The sequence below is a fragment of the Candidatus Mycoplasma mahonii genome, assembly GCF_030550815.1.
Lineage (GTDB): Bacteria > Bacillota_I > Bacilli_A > Mycoplasmatales > Metamycoplasmataceae > Mycoplasma_O > Mycoplasma_O mahonii.
This window is the reverse complement of record NZ_CP114583.1, coordinates 716,951-733,881: the sequence shown is the minus strand read 5'-3', so window position 1 is coordinate 733,881 and position 16,931 is coordinate 716,951. Positions and strand designations below refer to the sequence as shown.

Below are 16,931 nucleotides of genomic sequence, written 5' to 3'. Positions count from 1 at the left end.
TTTTAAGAGTAGGAGATCAAGATTAGTTGATAGTTGCCATAAAAGATCAAACCGATTTAGTTACAAAAGCATGTGATAATTATGATGCTACAATTAATCAAGCTAATGAACAATTATCATAAAAGATAGTACAATTAAATCCCAATCTTAAGTCTTTTAAATACGGCATCAATGTTTCGGGAATAATAATCAAGACTAAAACATGATCCAATATTTTGCTCTGACATAATATTATTTTCAATTAATAATTGTTTAAATGATATTCCTTCATTAAATGCCTTCATTGCTATTGGCTGGATTACATCATATGATTTTTCTCTTGATCAGTTGTTCACATCAATTACTTTCAGCATTACTCTTTGGGAAAAAATAACACCATTAGTTAATTCAATATTTTTCATCATATTTTCCGGAGAAACAACTAAATTTTGCAATACCTTATCAAACCTTTTTAACATGTAATGCAACATAGTTGTTGAGTCAGGAATAATAACTCTTTCAGTTGAGGAATGTGATATATCTCTTTCATGCCACAGCGCCACATTTTCTAATGCAACTTGAACATGCGACCTCATTACTCTTGATAAGCCTGAAATATTTTCTGAGACAATCGGATTTTTTTTATGAGGCATTGCTGATGATCCCTTTTGATTTTTGGCAAAACCTTCTTGAACTTCCCGAACTTCGGTCCTTTGCAAGTGTCTAATTTCAGTAGCAATTTTATCCATCGATGTTGCAATTGATGCTAGGGAAAAAATATATTGTGCATGGCGATCACGTTGCAGCGTTTGGCTGGAAATTTTAGATGAAGCTAAATACAATTTTTTAGCGACATAATCTTGAACATCCAAAGGTATGTTGGCATAGTTACCAACAGCACCTGAAATTTTAGCAATTTGAATTTCTTGACAAGCTTCATCAAATCTTTTTATATGTCTTGTGAATTCATCATATCAAAGGGCAACTTTATAACCAAAGGTTGTGACTTCAGCATGCACTCCATGTGTCCGTCCAATTTGGTAAGTATATTTGTGTTTTTTAGCTAAATTCTTTAATGTTGTGCAAAATTGTTTTAATTCTTTTTTAATAAGGTCATTTGCTTTCATTAATCTAATTGACTGTGCAGTATCAACAACATCAGTAGAAGTTAATCCATAATGAAATCATTTTTTTTCATCGCCTAACGTTTCAGAAATTTGTCTTGTGAAAGCAATGACATCATGCTTTGTTTCTTTTTCAATTTCTTTGATTCTCTGAACATCAACTTTAGCATTTTTTCACAAGTTAGCAATATCTCTAAGAGTGATTTGGGTATTATGTTTGGCATAAGCCTCAATGCTGTAGATTTCAACAAGCAACCATGATTCAAACATAGCTTTATCATTTCATATTTCTTTCATTTCAGGTGTGGAATATCTATCAATCATAACTAATGAAATTATAACAACGAATTATATATATTTGATATAAAATAATTTTTTAGATGAGTCAATATGTAACAGCAAAATTGTTTTTATAGTGACAAACTAGTTAACGTTCTTTTTGTTATAAAGGGAGATATGGGATCAGGACGATATGGTAAACTTTTTCTAATCTTAAATGATGTTTTTTCATAAGATTATTCTATATAAAAACTCCCTTTAGAGGAGTTAACTGCATTCCGAAGAACTAAGGTGATATTATTCACTAAAAAGGACCTATAACATTAAGATTATTATATGCTATTTTATTGTGATAGTTTGGTTTCTATCTGGCCCAACGGAAAATCTAGTAACTTGGACAGACGTTAATTCCTCAATTTTATTTAAGAAAGCTCTTGCTTCCATTGGTAAATCATTAAAAGATTTTGTTCTAGTAGTATCTTGCTGTCATCCAGGCATTTCTAAATATATAGGTTTGCATCTTACAAAGGCTTTGTTAGTTGCTGGGATGTAATCAATTATTTTTCCATCAAGTTCATATTGATAGCATATTTTAATTGTTTCTAGTTCATCTAAAACATCTAATAATGTAATAGTAAAATCGCTAATACCTGAAACTCGCACCGCATGTTTTAAAACCACGGTATCTAATCAACCAACTCTTCTGGGGCGACCAGTGACTGTTCCGAATTCATTGCCTTTGGTTCTGAGGTGTTGAGCTATCTTTGGGTCTGTTAATTCAATCTCAGTTGGCAAAGCTCCTTGGCCCACACGGGTGGTGTAAGCCTTCACAATTCCAGTGACTACATTTATGTAGTTATGATTAAGGCCTGTTCCAAGAGGGATGGCTGATGCAGTTGGAGAAGAAGAAGTTACATAAGGGTAAGTTCCGTTTTCAATGCAAAGCATAATGCCTTGGGCACCTTCAAAAACAGCCGATTGACCTTTTTCTAATTCCTTAGCTAAAAAAGAACCAGTTTCAGTTACCATTGGGGCAATTATTTTGGCATATTCCACATATTCATTAAAAATGGTGTCTGCTTCATATGTTTTTAATCCTAATCCTTTCAAGATTTTGTTTTTAATTAGCAAAGCATCTTGCAGTTTTTCTTTAAATAATTCTGGATCAATAAATTCACCCATACGGATTCCGACTCTACCAAATTTATCTTCATAAGCGGGACCAATTCCTTTTTTTGTGGTCCCAATCATTTTAGTTACATCTGCTGTTGCTTTAATTTTTTCTAGTTGAGCATCAATATCAAGATGATAAGGAAGAATGACATGAGCACGATCAGAGATGATTAATTTATAATTAGTAACACCACCATTTTCTAATCTAGTTATTTCATCTAAAAGCATTTTGGGATTAATCACCATCCCTTGAGCCATAACATTAGTTGTTTTGGGATTAAATATCCCCGAGGGAATATGGTTAAGACCATAACGCTTTCCACTAAATTCAATAGAATGACCAGCATTATTTCCACCTTGGTATCTAACAACTATATCTGCAGACTGTGCCAAATAATCTGAAACCTTTCCTTTGCCTTCATCGCCCCATTGGGTGCCAATGACCACTTTTGTGTTGTATTTCATGCAGGCTCCTTATTGATATTATATGAACAATTATATTTTAATCCAAACACATAAATAACTACATAGATATTTTCATAACATATGATTAATAATCCAAAATTAGATAAATTTCTCTAAGTTTGATTTAATAACTAAGGTTATCGTATTTTTGTTTGAAGTCCATATATTTTTCAAATGTATCAATATTCGATACTTTATCATCTAAAATCATTTGGGTAACTAAATATTGGCTCAACATCCCATAAATAAATTGCGATGTATGTCTTGCACCTTTCAGAACAAGAATATTTGCGCCAGATTTTTCCATATTACTTCATGTTCAATCTTGAATGTATTCATAAAAAGCTTTATATTCAGGAAAAATCGTTGATTTTGAGAAGAATCAATCATCATCACCATAACTAATAGTTACTTTATTGTCCAACTTCAATTTGGCGATTGTTTCAGTATTAGAAAGATTATTTGTTGCTCTCAAAAGCGTTATTCTATTTGCTATTACAAAGTTTTTCATTTGTTTTAATTTTGCTTCACGAACTTCATGTTCAAGTATTAGTTCTTTAGCACCATCATTTCAATGTGGTAATTTATAGATGTTTTCAGTACTAAGATTCTTTTTAATGTTTTTAATGGACTTTTGTGGACTATTTGGTGAGTACATAAATGACCCATAATTAATAGGTCCACCAAAAGCGATCATTCCATCTGAGTCATTACCGTATCTTGCTAAATATCCATAAAGAGTCATCGCTCCAAAAGATGAACCTCAGAGATAGACTTTTTTCCCATTATCTTTAAAACTTTTTATTGCCTTGTGCAAATTAATTAAAGTCATTTTTTGAGCATCCAGCATATGTTGATAGCTATAAACTCTGGTAAAGGCGTCATTTGTTAAATAATTTTGTGATTCTATAAAGTTATATAATCTTGGTTTAATATTTTTATATTTTGTTTCTTTAATACTAGATTCGGTTTCATTAATAGCAGATAAATGAACATATTTTTGGATATTTGCGAATATAAAATTATCTCTTACACCAGAACGAGTCGCTTCACTACTTAAAATATGGTCATTTTCAGAGGTATATCCAGGTAAAAGTTCACTACCTTTTTCATCGAGTGTGGTTGGATCCAAGAAAAATCGAGGTCCACCATCTAAAAACAACAAAACCTTATTATATGAGCTATCATCATTTTGATATGATTCTGGATCATACAAATCTAAAGCTTTAGCAACAGTATATTGTTGATATTTTAAAGCCAATTCCCTATCTTCTTCTTCAATATCCTGTTTTGATAAGGTTTCTTTTCATAAAATATTATCTTTTTGCTTTAAAAATATGTTTCTTTGTTGCTCCTTTGATGGGATGGCTTTACTGCCACAAGATATTGCAACTGTTATGGGGGTAATCATGGCCACCATCGATCCTAATCTTAAAAGTAATTTTCATGTCTTTTTCATTTAATACCTCTTTATCTAAATTATAGCATTTTTGCGTAGTGTGTTTTGTCCAGGGGGGTAAGTGGACCTAATTTTCAGTAATGAAAAAAAGTCTTTCAATGCCTTTATTGGTTCTGCTTCATTATATTCTATTAAATGTTTTTGAGTAGTAGTTATTGACAAATTTATTTAGGATTAATAAATCTTTATTTATATATTTATTTAAATTTTTTCCCTTAGGGATTAATTTTCTTATGATTCTATGCTTATTTTCTAGTGTCCCTTTTCTTTCTAATTAGTCTTCAAACCAATTGTAAGGCAAGTGGCCTTTTATAATGAAATTTTTAGGTACACTTAGGTGTGGACAGAACATTGAAAATAATTTGTTTCACTTTTTGCAAAAAGGTATATAATAATATTTGCTAACATTGTTAATAAGAATACACAAGTGTTAGCAAGAATACACAAGAATGATACATCCTCAAGATAAGGCTTTATGCCGTACATCCTTGGGATGTTTTTTTTATCACAAATGAAAGGAATTATTTATGGGATGAAAAATCGTTGAAATTAATACTGATGAGTATATTTCATTATATTTGAATAATTTATTTATAAAGAGAATTAAAGAAAAAATATTAATAAACATGAATGATATTGACCTTTTGATATTTAACAATGATAGAGCAACTATTTCTATTAAATTACTTAATGCTTTAACTAATTCAAATGTCTCAATTGTATTCATGGATGGGAAAAGAGAACCGGCTAGTTACACTATCCCTGTCAAAGGTAATCATATGAGTTTAAAAATCATTGAAAAACAAATATCATGAACTAATCTATATAAAAATGCCTTGTGGAAAAATATAGTCAAAAATAAAATAACAAACCAGATTAGTCTTTTAAATAAAACTGGTAATAATGAATATATTCAAGATATGGAAGTTTTAACACAAGAAATCAAATCATTTGATATTTCTAATAGAGAAGGGCATGCTTCAAAAATTTACTGGCATTCTTTATTTGGCAAAAATTTTTATAGACAAAAGAATATGGATATGAATAAATATACAATTATTAACTCGATGCTCAATTATGGTTATTCCATCATCAGGGCCTTAATGATCAAGTCCATTATTTCATCGGGTTTAGATACTAGAATAAGCATTTTCCATAAATCATTTAGTAATTTTTTTGCCTTAGCTTCAGATTTAATGGAGCCTTTTAGACCATTGGTAGATAAAGTTGTTTATGAATTAAGGGCAAAAGAATCATTTGATTTTTCGGCTAGAAATTTATTATTGGATCTATATCAACACAAGGTCAAAATTAAAGGCAAAAAACATTATCTAGCTAATGCTATGAAAATGTATGTAAATAATTTAGTGCAAGGGAGAATGATCGAATGGATAGAATTATGAGATTGCTAGTTATGTATGATCTAAATATGACTGATGAATCATCAAGAAAAGAATATACTAAATTTAGAAATGGTTTAATTAGAAGAGGATATATTATGCTTCAATTTTCTGTGTACTATAAAATATTAAATTTTCCCTCTTTAGCTAAACAAGAAGAAAATTATTTAAAAAAGGTATTACCATCTAAAGGTAATATCAGAATGATATTAATATCTGAAAGGCAATATATGAATTCGATTTTTTTAAGAGGTAGTAAAAGATTAAATGAAAGTATTAATAACGCATCAAAACGAGTTATTATTGATTATGAAACTAATTAATGATTTCGGTAATAAATTGCTATATACCAATGATATATTTAAATGAATTTGTGGCTCAAAAAGTGATTTTTTTGATTTGATTATCACTCCCATGACTAAAGTTAGTGATGTATTTAGTTTTGCCAGTAACAATGCTTTTTCCAAGCATTATATTGATGAAATTTATATAATGATAGATGAATTAATGGATGTGGACAAAATTAATGCTTTTATGATGAAAAATAATGAACTTACCGATGTGCTAGATATTGATATTAATAAAAACAAATTGATGAAAGATATTTTTAAATTTGAAGATAGATATATAAATTTAATGGATGTGGAAAAGTTATTACTTATTTTAACAAAAACATCTAATAAAAAAATGAGAATATTAATTACTGGTTTCCCAGGAATCGACCTTGACTTAGAAAGGTCCATGATTGACATATTTTTATTATCCAGCAATTTAAGTTTGATAAAATGAAAAACAATTGAAAGGTTAATCATTGATAATGATGCAGAAGTGATAGAAATAATTGATGCAGATAAATTTAAATCATGATTAGAGTTAAAAACAAGAATGGTTTTATCAAAACAAGATATTGATGATTTTTTATTACAAAAAAAGACATTTAATACTTTTATTATTCAAAAGACATTAAATCAATTATAATGATTAACATAGGAGACATATGAAAAACATAGATATAGGATTTGATATTGGTATTTCTTCAGTGGGATGAGCATTAGTTGACTCCCAAACATCTAAAATAATTTTACATGGATCAAGACTTTTTAGCACAGTTGATAACCCTAAAGATAGTAAACTTTTAAACGAGAAAAGAAGGGAATCTAGATCAGCAAGAAGACAGGTGAATAGAAGGTATACATTAAAAAGGGATTTCATTAAATGACTTATTAAGTCTAAATATGTTTCCGATATAAAACTGGATAATAAAGATTTTTTTGTTAGCAATTTTCTTCATAATTATATAAATATTGAAAATAAAGTGCAATGAGACGATTCTTCTTTAAAGAATTTATCATCGGTTTTTTACTTTAGAAACAAGGGCTTACAAGAAAAACTAGATAAAAATTCACTAATAAAAGTATTGTATTGATATATATTGCATCGAGGGTTTAAATATACGGTTGCAGATGAAAATGAAGAAGATATTGCTATCAATGAAAAAGATATTTTTCCAATTACCCAACAAATTAATTATTTCAAAGAAAATGGTTACTTAAATGGTGAATTTAATAGAAGGTTTCATCAGGATGATTATTTAAAAGAGATTGATCAAATATTCCTACACCAAAAATTAGGTGAATCATTTAAAAAGAAATTTTTATCTTTTTTCACTAGACAAAGGAGTTTCGAAGATGGTCCTGGTAATTATAAAACGAATACAAAGTATGGAGTAGGCAAAGAAAATTACGTTTGGGATTCAAAATTAAATAGATCTAAGCCTACTATTCCTATTTGAAGTAAAACTATTGGGAAATGTTCTTTATATCCAGATGAAAATAGAGCCCCAAAAAAAGCTCCGACTTCAGAATTGTTCAATTTAATTAATGATTTAGTTAATTTAAGAGTAAATGGTTCAAACTTAAACGAAGAAGTCATTAGAAAATGCATTGATTTTTCATTTGCGACAAAATCCAATTTAAATAAGATTATGAAATATATATCCGAAACTTTAAATGTTAGTATTGATGATATAGAAGGTTTTAGAATTGATAAGTCAGGGAAAAATTTAATTACCTCTTTGGTTTCATTTCATTTAATATCTAAAGCTCTATTATTTGAAACAAAAAATTTAAAATTTGTATTAGAGGATTTTTTGAAAGATAATCGTTTTGATTCAATAGCTGATGTATTGTCTAATACTAAAACAATTGAAAAAAGAAAAGAAGAATTTAAAAATATTTTTAAAGAATATAAAATTGATAAATCCAAAATTGATAACGTTTCTAAAATTAAAGAAAATATGTCTCAGAGGCACTCTTTTTCATACAAAGCGATGAGATCAATGTTGCAAACACTTGTTATTGAATCTATCAATCAGCAACAATATATTTATAAGTATCACCAACCTGATAGTGAAAATGCCCCAAAAACGGATTTAAATGCATGGTTACATAACTTAGTGGCTACACCAACAGTCAAAAGATCGTTGCGACAAACAATTAAAGTATTGAATGCTCTAGTGGTCAAATGCCAAGAAAATGATTATAAGATTCAAAATATTGTTGTTGAAATGGCAAGAGAAACAAAAAATAAACAAGCAAGAGAAAATGAAACCCAAAGACAAAAGTTCCGGGAAGCAAATAATAAAGAGATTGCAGGATATATAAATAGTGATAAAAATATTCCTTCATCTGGTGGTAATTCAAGATTAAGAGAAAAAATATGATTTTGGAAACAACAAATGGGCAAGGATGTTTATGATGGAATAGATATTAAGCTAGAACACCTTAAAAAGAATCCTCATTCATATGATGTGGATCATATTATTCCTAGATCACAATCATTTGATAACTCAAGAGAAAATAAAGTTTTGACAAAAAATCAACACAATGCCCGTAAAAATAATTTAACACCAATCAAATATATTAATAATAATGAAAAATTTGAACAATTAAAATCATTATGAAACAAATGGTATCTAACAAGGGGTGAAGATAAATCATTTCTTTCTAAACAAAAATTTAATTTTCTCACTACAACACTTGATATGACTAGACCTGAAAATCAAATTGGTTTTATTGCTAGGAATTTAGTTGATACTAGATACACTACAAAAGAGTTTTTAAAATACTTAAATTCTTATAAAGATGATAATAATCTTGATTTTAAAGTAAAAACAATTAATGGCAAGATGACCTCATTTGCTAGGCAAACTATTTTTAAAAGTAATTATGAGTTAAAAAGACCAGATGGAGCAGATGCTATGACTACTAACAAAGAAGGAAAAATTACCAAAGAAAGATTATGACATGGCCATCATGCGGAAGACGCTTATTTAATTACAATTTTAAATAAAAATTATCGGGAAAATAAAATGATTGAAAAAATTTTATCCTCGCCCAATAAATTTCAAAAAAATAATAAATACGATAATTTAAAATTAGACAAAAAGGATGCACTCATAAATACAGAATATGCTTCGCTTATCAGTTCTATTAGCTGTGGAGCTGAAGAATTAAATAATAAAATGTCGAAAATGAAATTTTCAAGAATGAAACAAAGAAGAAGATCATTTGCATTATTTGATGAAACAGTTTATTCATCCAAAATTGTAGTAGAAAAAGATAAAAAAAATAAGGAAGCAACCATTTTAAAAAAGATTAAAACCATTAATCTTTTTGATAAAAACAAAAAATCTTCTGATTATGCTCCTTATTTTGATGAAGAGCATAAAGATTATGATAAAAAAAGTAAAAGCTTATTCATTTATGATGATATTTATCAACAAGCTAAAAATAAAGAAAAAACATTGTATTATGATTTAAAAAAAATATTTTTCTCTTATCAAAATGAAAAGCAACCTTTTATTTCCGCTTATGAAGAAGCTAAAAAAACAGGGCTGTCATTTGGTAAGTTGAATTATTTAAATTTCCCTAAAAAATTAAGATTATTAGGTCCATCAAAAAATGTTGATGAAATCATAATGTTACCTAATAATGCCAACAAATCATTTTATGAAAGTATGAATTGATTTGAAATCAGGATCTATAAAGATGTTAAAAATAACAAGAAAGTTATTCCAATTAATGCTACCAACGCTAAAATTATAAATAATAAAATAATAATAGACTCTCAAAAATTATTCAAATGACTAGAACGAAAAAATGTTAAAGATCCAAATAACTTTAGTGTTCTAGATTATGGCGATGTTATTTCCAATGATGTTGATTGATATTGAGTGTGTGGACATCACCATGCGACCAATAGAATAGAACTAAAAAATTTATCCATGAATAAAAGCAATAGTGAAAATCAAAACTATATTACATTATCATCTTTAATTGACTTTAAAATTTTTAAATTAGATATTCTTGGTTTTATTATTCAAAAAAGTGAAATTTAAGAAAAATAAAAATTATTTTTGCTATTTGAGGTTTTGGGGTGGTATCATTCTTGTGTATTCTTAAACCGGTTTTTTAGTTTCAGATGAATCAACCCCGTTTTGGGGTGGTATCATTCTTGTGTATTCTTAAACGAGAAGCATTTATTGAAAAATGCAAAGCTGGTTTTGGGGTGGTATCATTCTTGTGTATTCTTAAACTAAGTTAGTAGAAGATAAGATTAAGAGCTTGTTTTGGGGTGGTATCATTCTTGTGTATTCTTAAACGAATAGTTCTACGCAATGAAAATTCCCTAAGTTTTGGGGTGGTATCATTCTTGTGTATTCTTAAACGTTTCCAGAAATATCAACTTTACCTTCAATGTTTTGGGGTGGTATCATTCTTGTGTATTCTTAAACGTAAAATAATGTGTTATAATATTTTTGAAGGTTTTGGGGTGGTATCATTCTTGTGTATTCTTAAACTGATTTACCAATTAGATTATCATTATTCTTGTTTTGGGGTGGTATCATTCTTGTGTATTCTTAAACTGGTTGCGGCTACACTTATTTATCAGGTGAGTTTTGGGGTGGTATCATTCTTGTGTATTCTTAAACTTGCTTCAATTTGTTCCGCAGTTAATGGTGGTTTTGGGGTGGTATCATTCTTGTGTATTCTTAAACGACAGATTAGTAAAGAAAAAAAGAAGGTAGGTTTTGGGGTGGTATCATTCTTGTGTATTCTTAAACAATCTTAATATCTTTTGCTAAATCAAACTTGTTTTGGGGTGGTATCATTCTTGTGTATTCTTAAACAACGCCTGGAATGATAGACCATAACTAATGGTTTTGGGGTGGTATCATTCTTGTGTATTCTTAAACTTAAAAAAATGAATGCTCAAATGTCAAATGGTTTTGGGGTGGTATCATTCTTGTGTATTCTTAAACTAGCAAAAATGTGATATCTTCAACAAATAGGTTTTGGGGTGGTATCATTCTTGTGTATTCTTAAACGCGCGATTGAATGACAAAATAACAAATTTAGTTTTGGGGTGGTATCATTCTTGTGTATTCTTAAACTCTATCAAATCCAGCTTTTTCCAAAGCTAAGTTTTGGGGTGGTATCATTCTTGTGTATTCTTAAACAGTAATAAATTGATTAAATGGATTAAATGAGTTTTGGGGTGGTATCATTCTTGTGTATTCTTAAACCCAAATATGACAACTGGCCTATTTAGGCCAGTTTTGGGGTGGTATCATTCTTGTGTATTCTTAAACCTCAAATTGTCAATAGAATTAGTCAAGGCGGGTTTTGGGGTGGTATCATTCTTGTGTATTCTTAAACCTGGAATTACTCCGTAATCCGTTCCGTCGAGTTTTGGGGTGGTATCATTCTTGTGTATTCTTAAACATATTATACCACAAATTACCACCGGGTCCCGTTTTGGGGTGGTATCATTCTTGTGTATTCTTAAACATTTTATTGTGTTAGATTAAGACGCCAAAAGTTTTGGGGTGGTATCATTCTTGTGTATTCTTAAACTACATCTAAGCAAGTCCATTATAGTACAAAGTTTTGGGGTGGTATCATTCTTGTGTATTCTTAAACGAATTTTAAGATCTTTATCAATCGACAAATGTTTTGGGGTGGTATCATTCTTGTGTATTCTTAAACTGGCAGATATAGATAGCTTACAGCTTGTTAGTTTTGGGGTGGTATCATTCTTGTGTATTCTTAAACAATAAAAGCGGCCTTTGGTGTTGACACCCAGTTTTGGGGTGGTATCATTCTTGTGTATTCTTAAACGTTTGGCTTTAAATGAATTTGTAATATATAGTTTTGGGGTGGTATCATTCTTGTGTATTCTTAAACAAATAAATCATTTGAATCATAATTAATTGGGTTTTGGGGTGGTATCATTCTTGTGTATTCTTAAACAGAAGGGATTTAAATATGATTAGAAGAAGAGTTTTGGGGTGGTATCATTCTTGTGTATTCTTAAACTTCTGTATTTAAATAATCGAATTCTTTCTTGTTTTGGGGTGGTATCATTCTTGTGTATTCTTAAACTTAAACACGAGGCCCAAATGTGAGCTTTTAGTTTTGGGGTGGTATCATTCTTGTGTATTCTTAAACTGAAATACCTCTTTCATTAGGTGTAGTATTGTTTTGGGGTGGTATCATTCTTGTGTATTCTTAAACAAAATAGTTCATATATCACACACAATTATAGTTTTGGGGTGGTATCATTCTTGTGTATTCTTAAACCCTTTTTTTAAATCTCTTCTACCTATTCAGGTTTTGGGGTGGTATCATTCTTGTGTATTCTTAAACTGGCAACAAAATAAACCTAATGACAGTATTGTTTTGGGGTGGTATCATTCTTGTGTATTCTTAAACTAAATATTATAGTTAAAAAATATGATAATGGTTTTGGGGTGGTATCATTCTTGTGTATTCTTAAACTAAATTGTATCTGGCGCCGCGGCATTTCTAGTTTTGGGGTGGTATCATTCTTGTGTATTCTTAAACAGCAAATGATAAAAACATTGAGCGAGTTATGTTTTGGGGTGGTATCATTCTTGTGTATTCTTAAACCTGGGATTATTCCATAATCAGTCCCATCCAGTTTTGGGGTGGTATCATTCTTGTGTATTCTTAAACAAATATATAGATCTATGAATGAAAAAGCCCGTTTTGGGGTGGTATCATTCTTGTGTATTCTTAAACTGGTTGCGGTTATACTTATTTATCTGGGGAGTTTTGGGGTGGTATCATTCTTGTGTATTCTTAAACAAAAATGACAGAAAAAACATCATCTATTACGTTTTGGGGTGGTATCATTCTTGTGTATTCTTAAACCCATTTTTTATAACCCTAAGGGCGAAGTTGGTTTTGGGGTGGTATCATTCTTGTGTATTCTTAAACTTACAATGAATGGGAATAGCTGAAAGGGCAGTTTTGGGGTGGTATCATTCTTGTGTATTCTTAAACTCCAAGACCTAATAGTATATATATATATATGTTTTGGGGTGGTATCATTCTTGTGTATTCTTAAACTAATTCAAAAATCAAATTTGATTTCCAATCGGTTTTGGGGTGGTATCATTCTTGTGTATTCTTAAACCATTTGTCTTGCACATGTTTACATTCCTTTTCGTTTTGGGGTGGTATCATTCTTGTGTATTCTTAAACAAGAGAAGAAGGAAGAATTAGATAGTAAATGTTTTGGGGTGGTATCATTCTTGTGTATTCTTAAACGAATTGTTTTACGCAATGAAAACGCATTAAGTTTTGGGGTGGTATCATTCTTGTGTATTCTTAAACCAGCAATAGATAGAATAGCGGCCTTACTTGGTTTTGGGGTGGTATCATTCTTGTGTATTCTTAAACATTTTTACAAATGAGATAAGGAAGAAACATGTTTTGGGGTGGTATCATTCTTGTGTATTCTTAAACTGAAGAGGAGGCAGAGTTTCCAGCAGGTGAGTTTTGGGGTGGTATCATTCTTGTGTATTCTTAAACTTATCCTTCGCAATTCCAGGGTCTTTACTAGTTTTGGGGTGGTATCATTCTTGTGTATTCTTAAACTTCGATCTAATAAATCTAAAACGTCTAATCGTTTTGGGGTGGTATCATTCTTGTGTATTCTTAAACCTTGGCAGTACATTTATCAAAGAAACAGCGGTTTTGGGGTGGTATCATTCTTGTGTATTCTTAAACTAAATTAAGCTTAAATGGAGTTTTAAATGAGTTTTGGGGTGGTATCATTCTTGTGTATTCTTAAACTAATCTTATTAGCTTAGTTAGTGATAGTATGTTTTGGGGTGGTATCATTCTTGTGTATTCTTAAACCAGATACCGAAGGTTGAGACGGATTGTATTGTTTTGGGGTGGTATCATTCTTGTGTATTCTTAAACCGGGTAATACTTCTTCTACCATTAAAGGTAGTTTTGGGGTGGTATCATTCTTGTGTATTCTTAAACTCAACCTTCCAAAGATTGTTTACTGGAATAGTTTTGGGGTGGTATCATTCTTGTGTATTCTTAAACTATTCTTGTCTGCCATATAATTATTATACCGTTTTGGGGTGGTATCATTCTTGTGTATTCTTAAACGAATTGTTTTACGCAATGAAAATGCATTAAGTTTTGGGGTGGTATCATTCTTGTGTATTCTTAAACTGAGAGTGAGAAAATAATTGTTTTTGTATTGTTTTGGGGTGGTATCATTCTTGTGTATTCTTAAACGAGAGGCATTTATTGAAAAATGCAAAGCAGGTTTTGGGGTGGTATCATTCTTGTGTATTCTTAAACTAGTTTCAGATAAACTCACTAGTGCCGGCAGGTTTTGGGGTGGTATCATTCTTGTGTATTCTTAAACAAATTTGGATGTGGTTTGATAGGTTCCACTGTTTTGGGGTGGTATCATTCTTGTGTATTCTTAAACACATCTTTTTTGGACAGTTCATCGAATCACGTTTTGGGGTGGTATCATTCTTGTGTATTCTTAAACTTGCTTATATTTCACCTCGTGGCTCAGATAGGTTTTGGGGTGGTATCATTCTTGTGTATTCTTAAACTATCTATCGTAAAGAAATTTACGCATCCAGGTTTTGGGGTGGTATCATTCTTGTGTATTCTTAAACTCAATCCTGCAAATAAAACTTTATCATTAGTTTTGGGGTGGTATCATTCTTGTGTATTCTTAAACTAACTCAATTGCTTCCATTAATCGAAACAAGTTTTGGGGTGGTATCATTCTTGTGTATTCTTAAACTAACTCAATTACTTCCATTGATTGAAACAAGTTTTGGGGTGGTATCATTCTTGTGTATTCTTAAACTGATATGATATGATCAATATATTCTGTATTGTTTTGGGGTGGTATCATTCTTGTGTATTCTTAAACACTTCTACTTCACGAGCATCTTCTGGAGCTGTTTTTGGGGTGGTATCATTCTTGTGTATTCTTAAACAAGCCTGGAATATTGGAGGCATATATATATGTTTTGGGGTGGTATCATTCTTGTGTATTCTTAAACAAATGAAAATGTCATCTGAGATTACAATGAGTTTTGGGGTGGTATCATTCTTGTGTATTCTTAAACTTCCGGGTCAAACTTTCGAACGTTTAACTTGTTTTGGGGTGGTATCATTCTTGTGTATTCTTAAACTAATTCAAAAATCTAATTTGATTTCCAATAGTTTTGGGGTGGTATCATTCTTGTGTATTCTTAAACTGACAAAAGGCACAAAAATACATATCATCTGTTTTGGGGTGGTATCATTCTTGTGTATTCTTAAACTGATAAGAAGGATATAACAGATATTAGCAAGTTTTGGGGTGGTATCATTCTTGTGTATTCTTAAACGTGATCCATGAAAACTGGATTACCAAAAAAGTTTTGGGGTGGTATCATTCTTGTGTATTCTTAAACTAAATAAAGGTACAAAAATTCATATCATCTGTTTTGGGGTGGTATCATTCTTGTGTATTCTTAAACCTTTTTCAACTTCTTTGAATATTTCATCAAAGTTTTGGGGTGGTATCATTCTTGTGTATTCTTAAACATCTCAACAAGAAGGGATAGCAATTGGCTAGTTTTGGGGTGGTATCATTCTTGTGTATTCTTAAACAATACCAAAGATATTGACGAAATTTTAAAAGTTTTGGGGTGGTATCATTCTTGTGTATTCTTAAACGCGCTAATATGAAATGAATGGTTCCGGGACGTTTTGGGGTGGTATCATTCTTGTGTATTCTTAAACAAGAAATAGGCGATTTAAAAGAATTGATAAGTTTTGGGGTGGTATCATTCTTGTGTATTCTTAAACAAAAGGAGGGCAAAAATGCCTAGAAAAACAGTTTTGGGGTGGTATCATTCTTGTGTATTCTTAAACACGCTGAGCTCTCATAATTGGTATTTGCGAGTTTTGGGGTGGTATCATTCTTGTGTATTCTTAAACAGCATTTGATAAAGAATGAGAAGAAGATTTGTTTTGGGGTGGTATCATTCTTGTGTATTCTTAAACAATCTAAATTGTGAGTACTAAATGGATTTTGTTTTGGGGTGGTATCATTCTTGTGTATTCTTAAACATATATGTATGGAAGAGTTAAACAATTCCAGTTTTGGGGTGGTATCATTCTTGTGTATTCTTAAACAACTGGATATGCATTTATTCAATTCAAACAGTTTTGGGGTGGTATCATTCTTGTGTATTCTTAAACGTAAAACCGCCTGAGGTATCTCCGGTTAGAGTTTTGGGGTGGTATCATTCTTGTGTATTCTTAAACAAAATTAGCTGAAGATAAAACACCAATTGAGTTTTGGGGTGGTATCATTCTTGTGTATTCTTAAACACAAGGAGGTAAAATGGCTGGAATTACAAAGTTTTGGGGTGGTATCATTCTTGTGTATTCTTAAACTGCCGAAAATGTCATTTGAGATTACAATGAGTTTTGGGGTGGTATCATTCTTGTGTATTCTTAAACCCTCTTGTGATAAATTGTATTGGTGTTCGAGTTTTGGGGTGGTATCATTCTTGTGTATTCTTAAACTCATAGCGAATTAATGCCAGACCATATTGCGTTTTGGGGTGGTATCATTCTTGTGTATTCTTAAACAGTTCTTCCATATTATCAATGAATTCGTTAGTTTTGGGGTGGTATC

The 16,931-nt window shown here is 30.6% G+C and carries 7 protein-coding genes and 1 CRISPR repeat array (1 of these 8 cut by a window edge); of the genes, 4 read left to right on the top strand and 3 right to left on the bottom strand.

Annotated elements, in window-relative coordinates; translation table 4 throughout:
* Positions 1–134: 134 nt before the first annotated feature.
* The 3 genes from purB to O3I44_RS03345 all read right to left on the bottom strand — a co-directional run bounded on the left by purB (position 135) and on the right by O3I44_RS03345 (position 4,479).
* Positions 135–1,427: an adenylosuccinate lyase gene (gene purB / locus O3I44_RS03355; protein WP_303717101.1), complete on the bottom strand. Its 1,293-nt coding sequence runs from the start codon at positions 1,425–1,427 to the stop codon at positions 135–137.
* A 294-nt stretch (positions 1,428–1,721) separates the two neighbouring features.
* The gene (locus O3I44_RS03350) at positions 1,722–3,020 is read right to left on the bottom strand and encodes an adenylosuccinate synthase (RefSeq protein ID WP_303717100.1); all 1,299 of its coding nucleotides are present in this window, start codon (positions 3,018–3,020) and stop codon (positions 1,722–1,724) included.
* A gap of 124 nt (positions 3,021–3,144) precedes the next feature.
* The gene (locus tag O3I44_RS03345; RefSeq protein ID WP_303717099.1) at positions 3,145–4,479 is read right to left on the bottom strand and encodes a hypothetical protein; all 1,335 of its coding nucleotides are present in this window, start codon (positions 4,477–4,479) and stop codon (positions 3,145–3,147) included.
* Between the two features lie 527 nt (positions 4,480–5,006).
* Between O3I44_RS03345 and cas1 the strand changes: the two genes are divergently transcribed.
* The 4 genes from cas1 to cas9 are packed head-to-tail and all read left to right on the top strand — an operon-like array spanning position 5,007 to position 10,278.
* Positions 5,007–5,891 carry a type II CRISPR-associated endonuclease Cas1 gene (cas1, locus tag O3I44_RS03340; protein WP_303717098.1) on the top strand — a complete coding sequence of 295 codons (885 nt, stop codon included), beginning with the start codon at positions 5,007–5,009 and terminating at the stop codon, positions 5,889–5,891.
* Positions 5,867–6,202, top strand: coding sequence for a CRISPR-associated endonuclease Cas2 (cas2, locus tag O3I44_RS03335; protein ID WP_303717097.1), 336 nt, complete (start codon positions 5,867–5,869; stop codon positions 6,200–6,202). Before cas1 ends, cas2 begins: the two co-directional genes overlap by 25 nt.
* Complete coding sequence (locus O3I44_RS03330) at positions 6,147–6,857, top strand: hypothetical protein (protein WP_303717096.1); 711 nt, start codon at positions 6,147–6,149, stop codon at positions 6,855–6,857. The genes cas2 and O3I44_RS03330 overlap by 56 nt, the downstream gene beginning before the upstream one ends.
* A 19-nt stretch (positions 6,858–6,876) precedes the next feature.
* A complete protein-coding gene (cas9, locus tag O3I44_RS03325; protein ID WP_303717095.1) occupies positions 6,877–10,278 on the top strand; it encodes a type II CRISPR RNA-guided endonuclease Cas9 in 3,402 nt (1,133 codons plus the stop codon).
* A gap of 30 nt (positions 10,279–10,308) precedes the next feature.
* Positions 10,309–16,931: a CRISPR direct-repeat array (repeat unit 36 nt; unit sequence GTTTTGGGGTGGTATCATTCTTGTGTATTCTTAAAC); it runs 3,198 nt beyond the window's last position.